Origin of the sequence: Mycobacterium sp. 5-140-3-2, assembly GCF_035666375.1 — a bacterium.
GTDB classification, from domain to species: Bacteria; Actinomycetota; Actinomycetes; order Mycobacteriales; family Mycobacteriaceae; genus Mycobacterium; species Mycobacterium intracellulare.
Genome location: NZ_CP142025.1, coordinates 4,873,634 through 4,889,231, shown reverse-complemented (window position 1 = coordinate 4,889,231; position 15,598 = coordinate 4,873,634). Strand labels below are relative to the sequence as shown.

Annotated in this window: 17 protein-coding genes; 6 read left to right on the top strand and 11 right to left on the bottom strand. The window is 71.2% G+C overall.

Annotation, left to right across the window (positions count from 1 at the left end):
* Together P6281_RS22895 and P6281_RS22890 are read left to right on the top strand one after the other, a co-directional pair.
* Complete coding sequence (locus P6281_RS22895; RefSeq protein WP_008261072.1) at positions 1 to 663, top strand: glycosyltransferase family 2 protein; 663 nt, start codon at positions 1 to 3, stop codon at positions 661 to 663.
* On the top strand, positions 660 to 1,325 hold the full coding sequence (locus P6281_RS22890) for a TIGR04282 family arsenosugar biosynthesis glycosyltransferase (protein ID WP_008261071.1): 666 nt from the start codon (positions 660 to 662) through the stop codon (positions 1,323 to 1,325). Before P6281_RS22895 ends, P6281_RS22890 begins: the two co-directional genes overlap by 4 nt.
* A gap of 153 nt (positions 1,326 to 1,478) precedes the next feature.
* On the opposite strand, the gene P6281_RS22885 is transcribed toward P6281_RS22890, so the two are convergent.
* The 10 genes from P6281_RS22885 to P6281_RS22840 form a co-directional block, all read right to left on the bottom strand.
* The gene (locus P6281_RS22885; RefSeq protein ID WP_008261061.1) at positions 1,479 to 2,819 is read right to left on the bottom strand and encodes a hypothetical protein; all 1,341 of its coding nucleotides are present in this window, start codon (positions 2,817 to 2,819) and stop codon (positions 1,479 to 1,481) included.
* A gap of 35 nt (positions 2,820 to 2,854) precedes the next feature.
* Complete coding sequence (gene menE, locus P6281_RS22880) at positions 2,855 to 3,940, bottom strand: o-succinylbenzoate--CoA ligase (protein WP_008261059.1); 1,086 nt, start codon at positions 3,938 to 3,940, stop codon at positions 2,855 to 2,857.
* A 68-nt stretch (positions 3,941 to 4,008) separates the two neighbouring features.
* A complete protein-coding gene (locus P6281_RS22875; RefSeq protein ID WP_008261050.1) occupies positions 4,009 to 4,311 on the bottom strand; it encodes a DUF3349 domain-containing protein in 303 nt (100 codons plus the stop codon).
* A gap of 56 nt (positions 4,312 to 4,367) precedes the next feature.
* On the bottom strand, positions 4,368 to 4,679 hold the full coding sequence (locus P6281_RS22870) for a hypothetical protein (RefSeq protein ID WP_008261049.1): 312 nt from the start codon (positions 4,677 to 4,679) through the stop codon (positions 4,368 to 4,370).
* Positions 4,676 to 5,914, bottom strand: a complete 1,239-nt coding sequence (locus tag P6281_RS22865) for an inorganic phosphate transporter (RefSeq protein ID WP_008261048.1) — start codon at positions 5,912 to 5,914, stop codon at positions 4,676 to 4,678. Before P6281_RS22865 ends, P6281_RS22870 begins: the two co-directional genes overlap by 4 nt.
* Positions 5,915 to 6,011: 97 nt before the next feature.
* Complete coding sequence (locus P6281_RS22860; protein ID WP_008261047.1) at positions 6,012 to 6,419, bottom strand: VOC family protein; 408 nt, start codon at positions 6,417 to 6,419, stop codon at positions 6,012 to 6,014.
* A 40-nt stretch (positions 6,420 to 6,459) separates the two neighbouring features.
* A complete protein-coding gene (locus tag P6281_RS22855) occupies positions 6,460 to 7,356 on the bottom strand; it encodes an SDR family oxidoreductase (RefSeq protein WP_008261046.1) in 897 nt (298 codons plus the stop codon).
* A gap of 29 nt (positions 7,357 to 7,385) precedes the next feature.
* Positions 7,386 to 8,288, bottom strand: coding sequence for a 1,4-dihydroxy-2-naphthoyl-CoA synthase (locus P6281_RS22850; protein ID WP_008261045.1), 903 nt, complete (start codon positions 8,286 to 8,288; stop codon positions 7,386 to 7,388).
* Between the two features lie 13 nt (positions 8,289 to 8,301).
* Positions 8,302 to 8,757, bottom strand: a complete 456-nt coding sequence (locus tag P6281_RS22845) for a nitroreductase family deazaflavin-dependent oxidoreductase (protein ID WP_008261044.1) — start codon at positions 8,755 to 8,757, stop codon at positions 8,302 to 8,304.
* A gap of 14 nt (positions 8,758 to 8,771) precedes the next feature.
* Positions 8,772 to 9,707, bottom strand: coding sequence for an aldo/keto reductase (locus tag P6281_RS22840; protein ID WP_008261042.1), 936 nt, complete (start codon positions 9,705 to 9,707; stop codon positions 8,772 to 8,774).
* A gap of 85 nt (positions 9,708 to 9,792) precedes the next feature.
* Between P6281_RS22840 and P6281_RS22835 the strand changes: the two genes are divergently transcribed.
* Positions 9,793 to 10,335, top strand: coding sequence for a TetR/AcrR family transcriptional regulator (locus P6281_RS22835; protein ID WP_038537675.1), 543 nt, complete (start codon positions 9,793 to 9,795; stop codon positions 10,333 to 10,335).
* Between the two features lie 75 nt (positions 10,336 to 10,410).
* On the opposite strand, the gene fadD8 is transcribed toward P6281_RS22835, so the two are convergent.
* On the bottom strand, positions 10,411 to 12,012 hold the full coding sequence (fadD8, locus tag P6281_RS22830) for a fatty-acid--CoA ligase FadD8 (protein WP_014385846.1): 1,602 nt from the start codon (positions 12,010 to 12,012) through the stop codon (positions 10,411 to 10,413).
* 77 nt (positions 12,013 to 12,089) lie between these two features.
* Between fadD8 and P6281_RS22825 the strand changes: the two genes are divergently transcribed.
* From P6281_RS22825 to P6281_RS22815, 3 genes are read left to right on the top strand one after another with little or no spacing between them, the layout of a single operon-like run.
* Positions 12,090 to 13,694 carry an amidohydrolase gene (locus P6281_RS22825; protein WP_014385845.1) on the top strand — a complete coding sequence of 535 codons (1,605 nt, stop codon included), beginning with the start codon at positions 12,090 to 12,092 and terminating at the stop codon, positions 13,692 to 13,694.
* A 50-nt stretch (positions 13,695 to 13,744) separates the two neighbouring features.
* Positions 13,745 to 14,662, top strand: a complete 918-nt coding sequence (locus tag P6281_RS22820) for an o-succinylbenzoate synthase (protein ID WP_373306604.1) — start codon at positions 13,745 to 13,747, stop codon at positions 14,660 to 14,662.
* Positions 14,659 to 15,444, top strand: a complete 786-nt coding sequence (locus P6281_RS22815) for an alpha/beta fold hydrolase (RefSeq protein WP_009951861.1) — start codon at positions 14,659 to 14,661, stop codon at positions 15,442 to 15,444. Before P6281_RS22820 ends, P6281_RS22815 begins: the two co-directional genes overlap by 4 nt.
* Positions 15,445 to 15,598 lie beyond the last annotated feature (154 nt).

The window sequence follows — 15,598 nt, the reverse complement described above, 5'->3', positions numbered from 1 at the left end:
GTGCCCGGCGCCGACGGCCTGGTCACGGTGGTCCTGCCGTGCCTCAACGAGGAGGAGTCGCTGCCGGCCGTGCTGGCCGCCATCCCGGCCGGCTACCGGGCGCTGGTGGTCGACAACAACAGCACCGACGACACCGCCGGCGTCGCGGCGCGCCACGGCGCCCGGGTCGTCGCCGAACCACGGGCCGGGTACGGCGCCGCCGTGCACGCGGGCGTGATGGCCGCGACGACCCCGATCGTGGCGGTCATCGACGCCGACGGCTCGATGGACGGCGCCGACCTGCCGCGGCTGGTCGCCGCGCTCGAGCAGGGCGCCGACCTGGTGACCGGCCGGCGCCGGCCGGTGCCCGGCCTGCACTGGCCGTGGGTGGCCCGCATCGGGACCGTCGTCATGAGCTGGCGGCTGCGCACCCGCCACGGCCTGCCGGTGCACGACATCGCGCCCATGCGAGTGGCCCGGCGCGAGGCGCTGTTGGCGCTGGGCGTCGCCGACCGCCGATCCGGTTATCCGCTCGAGCTTTTGGTGCGCGCCGCGGCCGCCGGCTGGCGCGTCGTCGAACTCGACGTCAGCTACGGCCCGCGCACGGGCGGCAAGTCGAAGGTCAGCGGATCGCTGCGCGGCAGCATCACCGCGATCCTCGACTTCTGGAAGGTGATCTCGTGACCGCCCTGCCGGTGACGCTGCTGGTGGTCGCCAAAGCGCCCGAGCCGGGCCGGGCCAAGACGCGGCTCGCGGCGAGCGTCGGCGACCGCGTCGCCGCCGAGATCGCCGCCGCCGCACTGCTCGACACGCTGGACGCCGTGGCCGACGCGCCGGTGGCGGCGCGGGTCGTCGCCCTCACCGGGGACCTCGGCCGCGCCGCGAGCGCCGCCGATATCCGGCGGCGACTGGCGTCCTTCACCGTGATCGCCCAGCGCGGCGACGATTTCGCCGCACGCCTCGCCAACGCGCACGCCGACGCCTCGTCGGACGGGCTGCCGGTGCTGCAGATCGGGATGGACACCCCCCAGGTCACCGCCGAGCTGTTGACCGGCTGCGCGCGCCGGCTGCTCGAGGCGCCGGCCGTGCTCGGGCCGGCCCGCGACGGCGGCTGGTGGGTGCTGGGCGTGGGCGCACCGGCGATGGCCCAGTGCCTGCGCACCGTACCGATGTCGGCGCCCGACACCGGGGAACTGACGTTGAAGGCGTTGCGCGACACGGGCATCGACGTCGCGACGGTGCAGACGCTGGCCGACGTCGACGTCGTCGACGACGTCGCCGCGGTGCGCGAGGCCTGCGGGCCCGACAGCCGCTTCGCGCGGATCACCCGCGCGGCCGGCCTGTGAGCGCGGAATCGGCGGTGCGTCTGGCGCTTTGAGTGTGAATCGTTGGATTTGGGAGTGCAGCCAGGGCGGAGAAATCGCTGAAATCCCGCCGCTCGTTCACACTCAAAGCCCAGGATTCACACTCGTTGCCCTCAGCTCACACTCGTACCGGACCTACCAGTTCGTCAGGATGATCGTGTTGAGCGCAATCGCGCCGGCGGCGTTGAGCGCCAACCAGATCCGGTGCGAGCGCACCGGCAGCAGCGCGGTCGCCGCGGTGAGCCAGATGGTGAACGGCAACCAGATGCGTTCCACCTCGGCCTTGCTGAGCATGCTCAGGTCCGCGCACACGACGGCGGCCAGCACGCCCAACAACAGCAGGTGAAAACCGGAGCGGCGACGGACGGCGGCCCCGTCGAACACCCGCCCGAGCCCGGCGACGCCGCCCAGCCCGATCGCGCACACCACGCACGCCAGGTTGGCCCAGCTCCAGTACTGAAACGGCCGGTCCTTGGCGATGCCCTGCCAATAGCGTTGCTGCACAAGGTGATAGCCGTCGAACCAATAGAACCCGGCGACGGCGAAGGCCACCGCCACCCCGATCGCGGCCAGCGCCGCCGGACCGAGCGCCCGCAGGATCGCCCTCCAGTCCGCCGCGGACGCCAGCACCGCCGCCGCCGGCAGCCCCATCAGCATCAGGCCGTAGTTGCAGAACACTCCCCAGCCCAGCAGCAGCCCGGCCGCGGCGGCGGTCAGGGCGGGGAACCGGACCGGGCGGTGCACCGCCACGGCCAGCAGCGCGATGCCCCACGCGGCCACGCCGGCGAAGTATCCGTCGGCGGAGACGGCCACCCAGATCGCCGTCGGCGCCAGCGCCACGAACGGGGCTACCCGCCGCGCGGTGGACTCGTCGGCCAGCGCGCGCACGCCGACCACCACCGCGGCGGCGGCGCTCGAGCCGGCCAGCAGGCACAGCAGCCCGGCCCAGGCGCCGCCGTGCAGACCGATCCGGTCCAGCCAGACGAACGTCAGCAGCGCCCCGGGCGGATGCCCCGACACGTGGGTGGTCCACGAATGCGGTTGGTAGTCCACGATCCGGCCGGCGAACGTGCGCAGCGTGGCTGGAATGTCGGTGACGCCCGGCACCTGCGACAGGTATTCGTCCCGGGTGGTCAGCCGGCCGGCGAAGCCGCGCTGCCAGCCGTCGATCATCGCCAGCGCGAACGCCCACCCGCCGGCGACGGCCCAGCTGCCCAGCGTCAGCGCCCGCCACGAAAGTCGTTGCGCCAGAGTCGGTCCCCACGCGACGACGACGACGGCGAGGGCAATGGCCGGGCCGGTGCCCCAGCCGGCGTGGATCAGCCACTCGCCGAAGATCGGCGCCGAGCCGGCGTGGGTGGCGAACTTTTCCGCCCCGACATCCAGGCGCGGCCGGACCCCCAGGTTCATCCGCGGCAGCACGAACGCCGCCGCCACCAGCGCCGCGCCGATCGACACCGCGACGGCGTCGCGCACCGCCTGCCGTCGACCCCGCCTCACGGACGCACAGCCTATTGATCGCTCGCGCCGGCGAAGCGGCGCACCAGCGCCGCGCGGTCGACCTTGCCGATGCCGCGGCGCGGCAGCGCGTCGACGACGTGCACCTCGCGCGGCGCCGCGGTGGCGTCCAGGGCGCGCGTCACGTGCGCGCGCAGCGCCTCCACAGTCGGCGCCACGCGGCCGTCGTGCACCACGATCGCGGCGACCACCCGCTGCCCGAGGCGTTCGTCGGCCACCCCGAACACCGCGCAATCGCGGACGGCCGGGTGGCTGCACAGCGCCGCCTCGACCGGCTGCGGCAACACCGTCAGCCCGCCGGTGCTGATCGCGTCGTCGGCGCGGCCCAGGACCGTCAGCACGCCCGCGCCGTCGATGGCGCCGAGGTCGTCGGTCACGAACCAGCCGGGCTCGGCGAACGGGTCGGGGTCGATGGGGTCGCGGTAGCCCTTGGCCACCGTCGCGCCCCCGATGACGATGCGCCCGTCGGCCACCCTCAGCCGCACCCCGGCCAGCGGGACGCCGTCGTAGACGCACCCGCCGGCGGTCTCACTCATGCCGTAGGTGCGCACGACGGTGATTCCGGCCGTGGCCGCGGCGTCCAGGACCGGACGCGGCGCGGGCCCGCCGCCGAGCAGCACGGCGTCGAGTTCGGCGAGGGCGGCCGCGGCCGCCGGGTCGGCGAGCGCCTTGGCCAACTGCGCGGCGACCAGCGAGGTGTACCGCCTGCCGGGGCCCAAAGCGCCGATGGCCCTGGGCAATTCGGTTTCATCGAAGCCGCCGGTGACATCCATCTCGACCGGCGACGTGCCGGCGAGCAGGCTGCGGACCAGCACCTGCACCCCGGCGATGTGGTGTGGCGGCAGGGCGAGCAGCCAGCTGCCCGGGCCGCCCAGGCGGTCATGGGTGGCCGCGGCGCTGGCCCGCAGGGCGGCCGCTGTCAGCAGGGCGCCCTTCGGGTTGCCGGTGGTGCCCGACGTCGCCGCCACCAGGGCCACGTCGTCGTCGATGGTTTCCCCGACGCGCAGCCCCGCCCGCAGCGCCGCCGACTCGCGATCGTCGCCGACGGCTACCAGCGCCGGGTCGCGTCCCTCCAGCACGCCCGCCAGGGCGGGCAGCAGCGTCTCGGCCGCCGCGCCCGGCGGGACGTGCAGCGCGCGCAGTACGGCTATGCCGGATCCCCGGCCTGATCGGCGTCGTCGAAGGGCCAGCCCTGGGCCGCCAGCCGCACCCGTACCCGCTCGACGTCCTGCGGCGACGGCAGCTCGTCGGTGATCTGGGTGATCAGCACGCCGATGTCGACGTCGTCGAACTCGCCGCGCCGAACCAGCTCGCACGCCACGGCCTTGGCTTCGTCGTTGGACAGCCGGCGGGCCAGCAGCGCGAGCACCGGGAACGTGTCGGTGGGTGGCACGCCCTCGGGGTAGCCCGCGCGGAGCCACGAGACGATGGAATTGAGAAATCCGTTCACGCGGATACAGCTCTCCCCGGCGTCCGGTTCGCCGACTCGATGGGCATCAAACGATGCTACTTGGGTTTCGCTCCAAGCAGCGGATAGCCGGTGTGATGGGCGATGAAATCGCGGGCAATGTAGAGCAACGCCAGCGCGATCACCGCGATGACCAGCGCGTAGATGCTCCACGCCAACGCAGTCAGCATCGGGTTGCGCCGCGGGGCGGAGCCGTTGCTGGCGCCGTCCAGACTGATGTCGCCCGCCCCCGCGGACTGCAGCCGGATCCCGAGGGCGAACAGCCCCGGCAGGGCGGCGCCGGCCAGCATCGCGAAGACCAGAATCTTCAGGCTCGCCTGGTAGTTGAACCAGTCGCCGATGTGGCTCATGAGGCGTTGGCTTTCAGCGACGGGTCGTCGGAGTCGTACCGGGCGGACACGCCGCCGAGCGTGGGTCCGTCATCGCCGGGCGGCGGCTGGTCGGCGGCCTGCAGCCCGCTGGTCAGATCGCCCTTCCATTCGGCGTTGACGTTGTGGTGGTCGACCTTGACCCTGCGCGACCGGAGGTAGATGGTGGCCGAGACCGCGACCAGCAGCGCGAAACCGGTGATCGCCCCCGGGTAGCCGCCGATCAGGTGCACGATGCCGTAGGTGAAGGCGCCGACCAGCCCCGCCAGCGGGAGGGTGACCAGCCAGGCGACCCCCATGCGGCCGGCGACGCCCCAGCGGACCTCGCCGCCGGGCTTGCCCAGCCCGCTGCCCAGCACCGAACCCGTGCACACCTGGGTGGTCGACAGCGCGTAGCCGAAGTGGGCCGACAGCAGGATCACCGCGGCCGAGGAGGATTCGGCGGCCATGCCCTGCGGCGACTGGATCTCGACCAGGCCCTTGCCCAGCGTGCGGATGATGCGCCACCCGCCGAGGTAGGTGCCGGTCGCCATGGCCAGCGCGCAGCTCACGATGACCCACAGCGGCGGCATGGTGGCGGTCTTGCTGACCGAGCCGTAGGAGATGAGCGCCAGGAAGATGATGCCCATCGTCTTCTGTGCGTCGTTGGTGCCGTGGGCGAGCGAGACCAGCGACGCCGAACCGATCTGGCCGCGCCGGAAACCGGCCTCCGTGCGGGCCTTCGGCACGCCGCGGGTGATCCGGTAGACCAGCCAGGTGGCGACCGCGCCGATCGCGATGGCCAGGATCGCCGACACGACGGCCGGGATGATGGCCTTGGAGATCACGCCCTTCCAGATCACGCCGTGCGCGCCGACGGCAGCGATCGTGGCGCCGACGATGCCGCCGATCAGGGCGTGCGACGAACTCGAGGGGATGCCGAGCAGCCAGGTCAGCAGGTTCCAGACGACGCCGCCGACCAGGCCGGCGAACACCAGCTCCAGCGTCACGATGTTGGAGTCGATGAGGCCCTTGGCGATCGTGGCGGCGACGGCGGTGGACATGAACGCGCCCACCAGATTCAGTACCGCCGAGAGCAGAACCGCCGTTTTGGGCTTGAGCGCGCCACTGGCGATCGAGGTCGCCATCGCGTTGCCCGTGTCATGAAAGCCGTTGGTGAAATCGAAAGCCAGTGCCGTGATTACGACAATGATCAAGAGGAACAATTGGATGTTCACAGGGCCTGATTCTGGTGGTAGGGGCAATCCATTGTCGAATGCGGCATGACATGAAACGCGGGTGTACCTTGAGTCGTCGCCAGATGTTACCTCTCAGTTAACCGGAATTTCCCTGCCGTTCACCTCGGGTGTCGCGGCGCAACGGGTGGTCCGGGGGGATCTGGATGAAAATGAGCGTGATGCCGTCGGGGTCGAGCACGTGCATCTCGTGCAGGCCCCAGGGTTCCTGACGCGCCTCGCGGGCGATCGACACGCCGCGGCCGCGTAGCTCGGCCTGGGTCGCCTCGAGGTCGCGGACCTGCAGCCACAGCGCGCCCGGGAACGGGCCGCGGGAATGGTCCGGGGAGCCGTACCCGGCCAGCTCCAGCAGCGACTGCCCGGCGAAAAACACTGTGCCGCCGCCGTATTCACGCGCTATCGCCAGGCCGATCTCGTCGCGGTAGAAGGCCAGGGACCGCTGGTAGTCCGCGGGCCGGAGCAGCATCCGGCTGGCCAGGATCTCCATAACTCGTGTCTATCACACGGGCCCGATCGCGCCGGTCCGGTCAGCGGTCGCCCTTGCGATTGGGCTGGATGCTCTGGCGCTGCATGACGGCGTTGACCCAGCGGGGGCCAAAGGTGTCCAGCGCCTTGGCCGCGATCGCCATGCGCGGCGCGATGCGCACCGGGCGGGTGCGGGCGGCGGTGATCATCCACTCGCCGGCCTCTTCCGGCGTCAGCGCCGGCACGCCCTCGTAGGCCTTCGTGGGCGCGATCATCGGGGTGGCCACCAGGGGGTAGTACAGCGCCGTGGAGTGCACACCCCGCTCGCCCCACTCCGTTTCGATGACCCGGCTCACGGTCGACAGCGCGGCCTTCGACGCGTTGTACACCGAGAACAGCGGCGACGCCTCCGAGAGCACCCCCCACGTCGAGACGTTGATGATGTGGCCGTCGCCGCGTTCGATCATTCCCGGCGCCAGGCCGCGGATCAGCCGCAACGGCGCGTAGTAGTTGAGCACCATGGTCCGTTCGACGTCGTGCCAGCGCTCCAGCGACTCGGCCAGCGGCCGGCGGATGGACCGGCCGGCGTTGTTGATCAGGATGTCGACGCCGCCGAGCCGCTTCTCGACGTCGGCGACCAGCGCGTCGACGGCGTCCATGTCCGAGACGTCGCAGGCGATCGCCGTGGCGTCACCGCCCGCCGTGGTGATCCGCTCGGCCAGTGCGTCCAGCAGCTCCTGGCGACGGGCCACGACGACCACCGTGGCCCCCTCGCGGGCGAACTGCTCGGCGGCGGCCTCGCCGATGCCCGACGACGCCCCGGTGAGCAGGATGCGCTTGCCCGCCAGCTCGATCGGCTTGATCAGCGGCCGGTTGACCAGCACCTGCGGGGCCATCGGCGGTCGCATGGTGGCCAGCACCAGCTGGTCGGTGAACCGGCGAAGCGGACTCTTGCTCACGGGACGCGAGTCTAGGCGGGCGGGCGGGCTCAGAAGTACCGGGGAAACCGGCTCCAGTCGGGGTCGCGCTTTTCCAGGAAGGCGTCGCGGCCCTCGACGGCCTCGTCGGTCATGTAGGCCAGCCGGGTGGCCTCGCCCGCGAACAGCTGCTGGCCCACCAGGCCGTCGTCGAGCAGGTTGAACGCGAACTTCAGCATGCGTTGCGCCTGAGGGGATTTGGCGTTGATCTCGCGCGCCCATGCGATGGCTTCGGATTCCAGCTCGGCATGGTCGACGACGGCGTTGACCGCGCCCATGTGGTGCATCTGCTCGGCGGTGTAGGCCCGGCCCAGAAAGAAGATCTCGCGGGCGAACTTCTGGCCCACCTGGCGGGCCAGGTAGGCGCTGCCGTAGCCGCCGTCGAAGCTGCCGACGTCGGCGTCGGTCTGCTTGAAGCGGGCGTGCTCGCGGCTGGCCAGGGTGAGGTCGCAGACCACGTGCAGGCTGTGCCCGCCGCCGGCCGCCCACCCGTTGACCAGGCAGATGACCACCTTGGGCATGAACCGGATCAGCCGCTGCACCTCGAGGATGTGCAGCCGTCCGGCCCGGGCGGGGTCGACGGTGTCGGCGGTCTCGCCGCTGGCGTACTGGTAGCCGCTGCGCCCGCGGATGCGCTGATCGCCGCCGGAGCAGAACGCCCAGCCGCCGTCCTTGGGCGAGGGGCCGTTGCCGGTCAGCAACACCACGCCGACTCCCGCGGACATCCGGGCGTGGTCGAGCACCCGGTAGAGCTCGTCGACGGTGTGCGGCCGGAACGCGTTGCGCACCTCGGGCCGGTCGAACGCCACCCGCACCGTGGCGTCGTCGACGTGCCGGTGATAGGTGATGTCGGTCAGGTCGCCGAAGCCCTCAACGGGACGCCACTGGTCGGCATCAAACGGGTTGTCACTCAACGTCTTTGAACTCCTATGCCGGGTCCAGCCGGAATACCGGACACACGCCGGCCAGCGCCTCGAACTCTTCGGGGCGGCCGTCGGTGACCAACCCCGAGCGCTTCATGAAGCCGACCCCGGTGGGCACCTCGGTGGGAAACGCCCGCAGGAACGGGCGCGCCACGTCGGCGGGCAGCTCCACCATCCTCACCCGCTCGCGGTGCCGGCCGCGGGCCAGCGTCGCGTGCTCGGCGGCGCGGACGTTGCGGATCCAATCCGCGCCCGGAAACCCGCCCACCACATAGCGTTTGCCGTCCACCGTCATCGGTGTCACCGGCGTCGACCGTGGCGTGCCGGACTTGCGGCCCGGCACGGTCAACACCACCGGGCTTTCACCGCCGAAGCTGAGGCCCAGCCGGGAGAGCTGAATGAACACCTTGTTCGCCGGCTTCAGCCACCAGGGCGGCTTGAGCCCGTCAGCGCGTGCCATGCCTGACACACTAGTCAGCTCCGGGACGCCTCCCGGAAGGGCTCGGCGCCCTGCGCCCAGGGGTCGACGCCGGGTGTGGCGACCGCGTCGAGCCGGGCGATCGCCTCGGCGCTCAGCGTGACGTCGGCCGCGGCCATGTTCTCCTCGAGGTGGGCGATCGACCGGGTGCCCGGAATCAGCAACGTGTTCGGCGCATGCGCCAGGATCCAGGCCAACCCGACCCGGGCGCCGGAGACGCCCAGCTCGCCGGCGATGCCGGCCACCACCGGATCGTCGGCGACCTTCGGGAATCCGGGCAAGGCGGAGCCGAGCGGGAAGTACGGCACCCACGCGATGCCCTCGTCGACGCACAGCTCGAGCGCGGCTTCCTGGGAGCGGTCCAGCAGGCTGTAGGCGTTCTGCACACAGGCGATGCCGGCGGGCAGCGCCCGCCGCAGCACGTCGAGCGACACGCTGCTGAGCCCGATCGCGCCGATCTTGCCCTCGTCGCGCAGGGCGATCATCTCGGCCAGCTGGTCGTCGAGGTCGACGATCTGATCGCCCTCGGCGGCCATGCCGATGCCCGAGTCGAGCCGCCGCAGGTTCACCACCGGGACGCGGTCGAGGCCGAGCTGGCGCAGGTCGTCCTCGACGGCGGCGCGCAGCTCGGAGGGCCGTTGCGCTGGAGCCAGCGGGATGGGTTGCTCGCCGGTGTAGCGGGCGCCGACCTTGCTGACGATGACGAGGTCGTCCGGGTAGGGGGCCAGCGCCGCGCGGATCCGGCGGTTGACCTCGCCGGGACCGTAGAACGACGCGGTGTCGATGTGGTTGACGCCGAGGTCGATCGCGCGCCGCAGCACCGCCGCCGCGTCCTGCGGGGAGGTCTCGAACAGTTGCATGGCGCCGTAGCCCATGCGGGCGACGGGATGCGATCCGATGGTGCCGATGCCGCCGGGGTTGAGATCGGTCATGGTGCTCCCTTGATCGTGAGACACTGGAAAAATGCGGAGGGTCCTCCGCTTTCGTCAGCGTAGCAGAAACGGAGGTGCCTCCGCTTTGGTGGGAAGGTCGGATGCGCGCCGCAATCGCGAGCGGCTGCTGTTGGCGGCCACCGCGGCGTTCACCGAGCACGGCGCGGCGGCCTCGCTCGAGTCGATCGCCCGCGACGCGGGCGTCGGGATCGGCACGCTGTACCGCCATTTCCCCAATCGGGAGGCCCTCGTCGAGGCCATCTACCGGGCCGAGCTCGCCGAGGTGGCCGCGGCCGCCGAGCAGCTGCTCGGGCGGCATCCGCCCACGACGGCGCTGCGACGCTGGATGGACCGCTACGCGGGCTTCGTGGCCGCCAAGCGCGGCATGGCCGAGTCCCTGCAGGCGATCTTCGATTCTGGCGCAATGGAACCCAGCCAGACCCGCGACAGCATCGTCGGCGCCGTCGAGCTGCTGTTGCGGGCGGGCGCCGACGACGGCAGCCTGCGCGCCGACGTGCGCGCCGACGACGTGGTGTCCAGCCTCATCGGCATCTTTTTGGTCAGCGGTTCATCGGAGCAGACCGGCCGCATGCTCGACCTGCTGGTGGCCGGCGTCTCGGCGACCTGACCGAGCGCCCGGCCAGCCGGGCGCCGCGCCGCCAGCGCCCGGCGGGCCGGGCGCTCGGCGCAACCCGCGCAATGCTCAACCCACCGAGCGTTCGGCGCCCTCCCAGAACTGCGCGCGCACGGCCTTCTTGTCCGGCTTGCCCAGCCCGGTCAACGGCAGCGATTCGGCGATCACCACCCGCTTGGGTGACTGCACCGAGCCCTTGCGGTCCTTGACCGCGGCCTGGATCTCGGCGGTCATCTTCTCGATCGCGGCGTCGTCGCGGGGCGCGTCGGAGCGCAGCACCACCACTGCGGTGACGGCCTCGCCCCACTTCTCGTCCGGCGCGCCGACCACGCATACCTGGGCGATCGCCGGGTGCTCGGCGACGACGTCCTCGACCTCGCGGGGGAAGACGTTGAAGCCACCGGTGACGATCATGTCCTTGACCCGGTCGACGATGAAGTAGAAGCCGTCCTCGTCCTCGCGGGCCATGTCGCCGGTGTGCAACCAGCCGTCTTTGAAAGTCTTCGCCGTCTCGTCGGGCAAATTCCAGTACCCGCCGGCCAAAAGCGGTCCGCTGACACAGATTTCGCCGGGCTCGCCCTGGGGGACCGGCTTGCCGTCCTCGCCCAGCAGCGCCACCCGCGCGAACAGGGTCGGGCGCCCGCACGAGGTGAGCCGCTTCTCGTCGTGCTCGTTCTTGGCCAGGTAGGTGATGGCCATCGGCGCCTCGGACTGCCCGTAGTTCTGCGCGAAGATCTTGCCGAACCGGCGGATCGCCTCGGCCAGCCGAACCGGGTTGATCGCCGACGCGCCGTAATAGACGGTCTGCAGCGACGACAGGTCGCGGGTGTGCGAATCGGGGTGGTCCATCAGCGCGTACAGCATCGACGGCACCAGGAAGGTGGCCGTAATGCGTTTCTCCTCAATGGTTTTCAGCACATCTGCCGGGTCGAACTTGGGCAGCACGTGCATCTCGCCGCCCTTGATCAGGGTGGGCAGGAAATACGCCGCCCCCGCGTGCGAGAGCGGGGTGATCATCAAGAACCGCGGATCCTCCGGCCACTCCCACTCCGAGAGCTGGATCTGGGTCATCGACGAGATCGACTGCGCGGTGCCCATCACTCCCTTGGGCTTGCCGGTGGTGCCGCCGGTGTAGGTCAGGCCGATGACCTGATCCGGCGGCAGGTCCGCGGCGACCAGCGGCTGCGGGTCGTACTGGGCCGCCTCGGCCGCCAGGTCGACCGCGACACCGTTCAACGCCTCGGGCACCGGCCCGATGGTCAGGATCTGCTTGAGCCCCGGCACCTTCTCCAGCAGGGCCAGCGCGCGCTCGACGAACATCGGGTTGGGGTCGATGATCAGCGAGCTGATGCCGGCGTCGTTGAGCACGTACGCGTGGTCGTCCAGCGAGCCCAGCGGGTGCAGGGCGGTGCGCCGATAGCCGCGGGTCTGGCCGGCGCCGATAATCAGCAGCACCTCGGGGCGGTTGAGCGACAGCAGTCCGACCGCCACACCGGTGCCCGCGCCGAGCGCCTCGAACGCCTGGATGTACTGACTGATCCGCTCGGCCATCTGACCACCGGTCAGCGTGGTGTCGCCGAGGAACAGCACCGGCTTGTTCTTGTGGCGCTTGAGGGCGCCCACGAGCAGGTGGCCGTTGTGGGTCGGGTTGCGCAGCAGCTCGTCACTCATGTGGCAAGACTAGAACGTGTTGCAATTTGGGTCAGCCGCACCCTCGAAGACCCCACCGATCATTACCATCCCTATCCATGGGGCAGGCAGATCTCGTCGTGACCGGAACCATCCTGACCGTCGACGAGGCCCGGCCCACTGCCGAGGCGCTCGCCGTGGCCGACGGCCGGATCGTCGCCGTCGGGACTCGTGCCGAGGTCGCCGACGCGATCGGGCCCGACACCCAGACCGTCGACGTCGGTGACGGCTGCGTCATGCCGGGATTCGTTGAGGCCCATGGCCATCCGCTGATGGAGGCGGTCGCCCTGTCGGACCGCCTCGTCGACATCCGCCCGGTCACCATGCGCAGCGCCGACGACGTCGTCGCCGCGGTGCGTTCCGAGGTCGCGCGGCGCGGATCCGACGGCGCCTACCTCAACGGCTGGGATCCGCTGCTGCAGAACGGACTTCCGGAGCCGACGCTGGGCTGGCTCGACGGCATCGCGCCCGACACCCCGCTGGTGATCATGCACAATTCCGGGCACAAGGCGTACTTCAACTCGCGCGCCGCCCAGCTGCACGGCCTGAACCGCGACACCCCCGACCCCAAGGGCGCCAAGTACGGCCGCGACGCCGACGGCGAACTCGACGGCACCGCCGAGGAGACCGGGGCGGTGTTCCCGCTGCTGGGCGGGGTCATCGACTTCGCCGACTATCCGCGGATGCTGCTCGCCGAATGCGCCCGGCTCAACCGGGCCGGGCTGACCACCTGCTCGGAGATGGCCTTCGACCCCGGCTTTCGGCCGTTGGTGGAAGGGCTGCGCTCCCAGCTGACGGTCCGGCTGCGGACCTACGAGATCTCCAACCCGCAAATGTCCACCGACGCCACACCCGGGCAGGGCGACGACATCCTGCGCCAGGTCGGCATCAAGATCTGGGTCGACGGCTCGCCCTGGATCGGCAACATCGACCTCTCATTCCCGTACCTGGACACCGAGGCCACCCGCATCATCGGCGTCGCGCCCGGGTCCTGCGGCTGCGCCAACTACACGAAAGAGCAGCTGCACGAGATCGTCGGCGCCTACTTCCCGCTCGGCTGGCCGATGGCCTGCCACGTGCAGGGCGACGCGGGCGTCGACACCATCCTCGACGTCTACGAAGATGTCCTCAGGCGCCATCCGCGCGACGACCACCGGCTGCGGCTCGAACACGTCGGCGCCATCCGGCCCGAGCAGCTGCGGCGCGCCCACGACCTCGGCGTCACCTGCAGCATCTTCGTCGACCAGATCCACTACTGGGGCGACGTCATCGTCGACGGGCTGTTCGGCGAGGAGCGCGGAACCCGTTGGATGCCAGCGGGATCCGCGGTGGCCACCGGGATGCGGATCTCGCTGCACAACGATCCGCCGGTCACGCCCGAGGAGCCGCTGCGCAACATCAGCGTGGCGGTGACCCGCACGGCGCCCAGCGGCCGGGTGCTCGGACCCGAGGAGCGGCTGACGGTCGAGCAGGCGATCCGCGCCCAGACCATCGACGCCGCCTGGCAGCTGTTCTCCGACGACGTGATCGGCTCGCTGGAGGTCGGCAAGTACGCCGATCTCGTGGTGCTCTCGGCAGACCCGCGCACCGTGTCCCCCGAGCGGATCGCCGACCTCGACGTGCGGGCGACCTATCTGGCGGGCCGCCAGGTCTACAGCGCGTGACGCCGCCCCTCGAGGACCTGCTGGACCGCCTGCACGTGGTGGCGCTGCCCATGCGGGTGCGGTTCCGCGGCATCACCACCCGCGAGGTCGCGCTGATCGAGGGCCCGGCCGGCTGGGGGGAGTTCGGGGCTTTCGTCGAATACGAGCCGCCCGAGGCCGCGCACTGGCTGGCCTGCGGCATCGAGGCCGCCTACCGGCAGCCGCCGCCGGTCCGCCGGGACCGCATCCCGATCAACGCCACGGTGCCGGCCGTGCCCGCCGCCCAGGTGGGCGAGGTCCTGGCCCGCTTTCCCGGCGCGGGGACGGCCAAGGTGAAGGTCGCCGAGCCCGGCCAGACGCTGGCCGACGACGTCGCCCGGGTCAATGCGGTGCGCGACCTGGTGCCGACCGTGCGGGTGGACGCCAACGGCGGCTGGAGCGTCGAGCAGGCGGTCGAGGCGGCCGCGGCGTTGACCGCCGACGGCCCGCTGGAGTACCTCGAACAACCCTGCGCGACGGTCGGCGAACTCGCCGAGCTGCGGCACCGCGTCGACGTGCCGATCGCCGCCGACGAAAGCATCCGCAAGGCCGAGGACCCGCTGGCCGTGGTCCGCGCCGGGGCGGCCGACATCGCGGTGCTCAAAGTCGCCCCGCTGGGCGGTATTTCGGCCATGCTCGCCATTGCCGACCAGATCGACATCCCCGTCGTGGTCTCCAGCGCGCTGGACTCGGCGGTCGGGATCGGCACCGGGCTGACCGCGGCGGCGGCACTGCCGCGGCTTCGGCACGCCTGCGGGCTGGGCACCGGCGGGCTGTTCGTGGACGACGTGGCCGAGACCGCCCCGCCCGTCGACGGGCACCTGGCCGTGGGGCCGGTGACGCCGGATCCGGCGCGGCTGGCCGCGCTGGCGGCACCACCCGAGCGTCGGCAGTGGTGGATCGACCGGGTCAAGGCGTGCCATCGGTTGCTTGTACCGTCGTCCGGGTGATCAACCTGGCTTACGACGACCGCGGCTCCGGTGAGCCCGTGGTCTTTATCGCCGGCCACGGCGGCGCCGGACGGACCTGGCACCCCTATCAAGTCCCCGCGTTCCTGGCGGCCGGATACCGCGTCATCACCTTCGACAATCGCGGGATCGGCGCCACGGAGAACGCCGACGGCTTCTCGACGCAAACGATGGTCGCCGACACCGTGGCGCTGATCGAGGGGCTGAACGCCGCCCCCGCCCGCATCGTCGGAATGTCGATGGGCGCCTTCATCACCCAGGAACTCATGCTCGCCCGGCCGGATCTGGTCAGCGCGGCGGTCCTGATGGGCACCCGCGGCCGCATGGACCGTGCGCGGCAGTTCTTCCGCGACGCCGAGGCTGAGCTGGCCGACGCCGGCGTCACGCTGCCGGCCGCCTACGAGGCGAAAATCCGCCTGCTGGAAAACTTTTCCCGCAAGACGCTCAACGACGACACCGCGGTCGCCGACTGGATCGCGATGTTTTCCACCTGGCCGGTCAAGCCCACCCCGGGCATGCGCGCCCAGCTGGACGTCGCGCCCTACACCAGCCGGTTGTCGGCGTACCGCAGCATCGCGACGCCGGTGCTGGTGATCGGCTTCTCCGACGACGTCCTGACGCCGCCGTATCTGGGCCGGGAGGTCGCCGACGCGCTGCCCAACGGCCGCTACATGCAGATCCCCGACACCGGGCACCTCGGGTTCTTCGAGCGGCCCGACGCCGTCAACGCCGCCATGCTCAAGTTCTTCGCCGAGCCGCGATAGGCGCCCGGCCGAGCCGCGCTAGGTTCCCGGCCGAGCCGACGTAGGCGCCCTCGCCGAGCCGAGGTAGGCGCCGAGTGTCGACTTGTGGGGCGAAATCGCGGCGATTTGCCCCAACAACTCCACGCTCGACGTGTGCTAAGCGGGCTGTGACACC

Excerpts from the sequence above, each read along its gene's own strand:
- P6281_RS22870 (WP_008261049.1), bottom strand. The coding sequence starts at position 4,679 with ATGAGCCACATCGGCGACTGGTTCAACTACCAGGCGAGCCTGAAGATT.
- P6281_RS22860 (WP_008261047.1), bottom strand. The coding sequence starts at position 6,419 with ATGGAGATCCTGGCCAGCCGGATGCTGCTCCGGCCCGCGGACTACCAG.
- P6281_RS22845 (WP_008261044.1), bottom strand. The coding sequence starts at position 8,757 with ATGGCACGCGCTGACGGGCTCAAGCCGCCCTGGTGGCTGAAGCCGGCG.
- P6281_RS22840 (WP_008261042.1), bottom strand. The coding sequence starts at position 9,707 with ATGACCGATCTCAACCCCGGCGGCATCGGCACCATCGGATCGCATCCC.
- fadD8 (WP_014385846.1), bottom strand. The coding sequence starts at position 12,012 with ATGAGTGACGAGCTGCTGCGCAACCCGACCCACAACGGCCACCTGCTC.
- P6281_RS22825 (WP_014385845.1), top strand. The coding sequence starts at position 12,090 with ATGGGGCAGGCAGATCTCGTCGTGACCGGAACCATCCTGACCGTCGAC.
- P6281_RS22820 (WP_373306604.1), top strand. The coding sequence starts at position 13,745 with ATGCGGGTGCGGTTCCGCGGCATCACCACCCGCGAGGTCGCGCTGATC.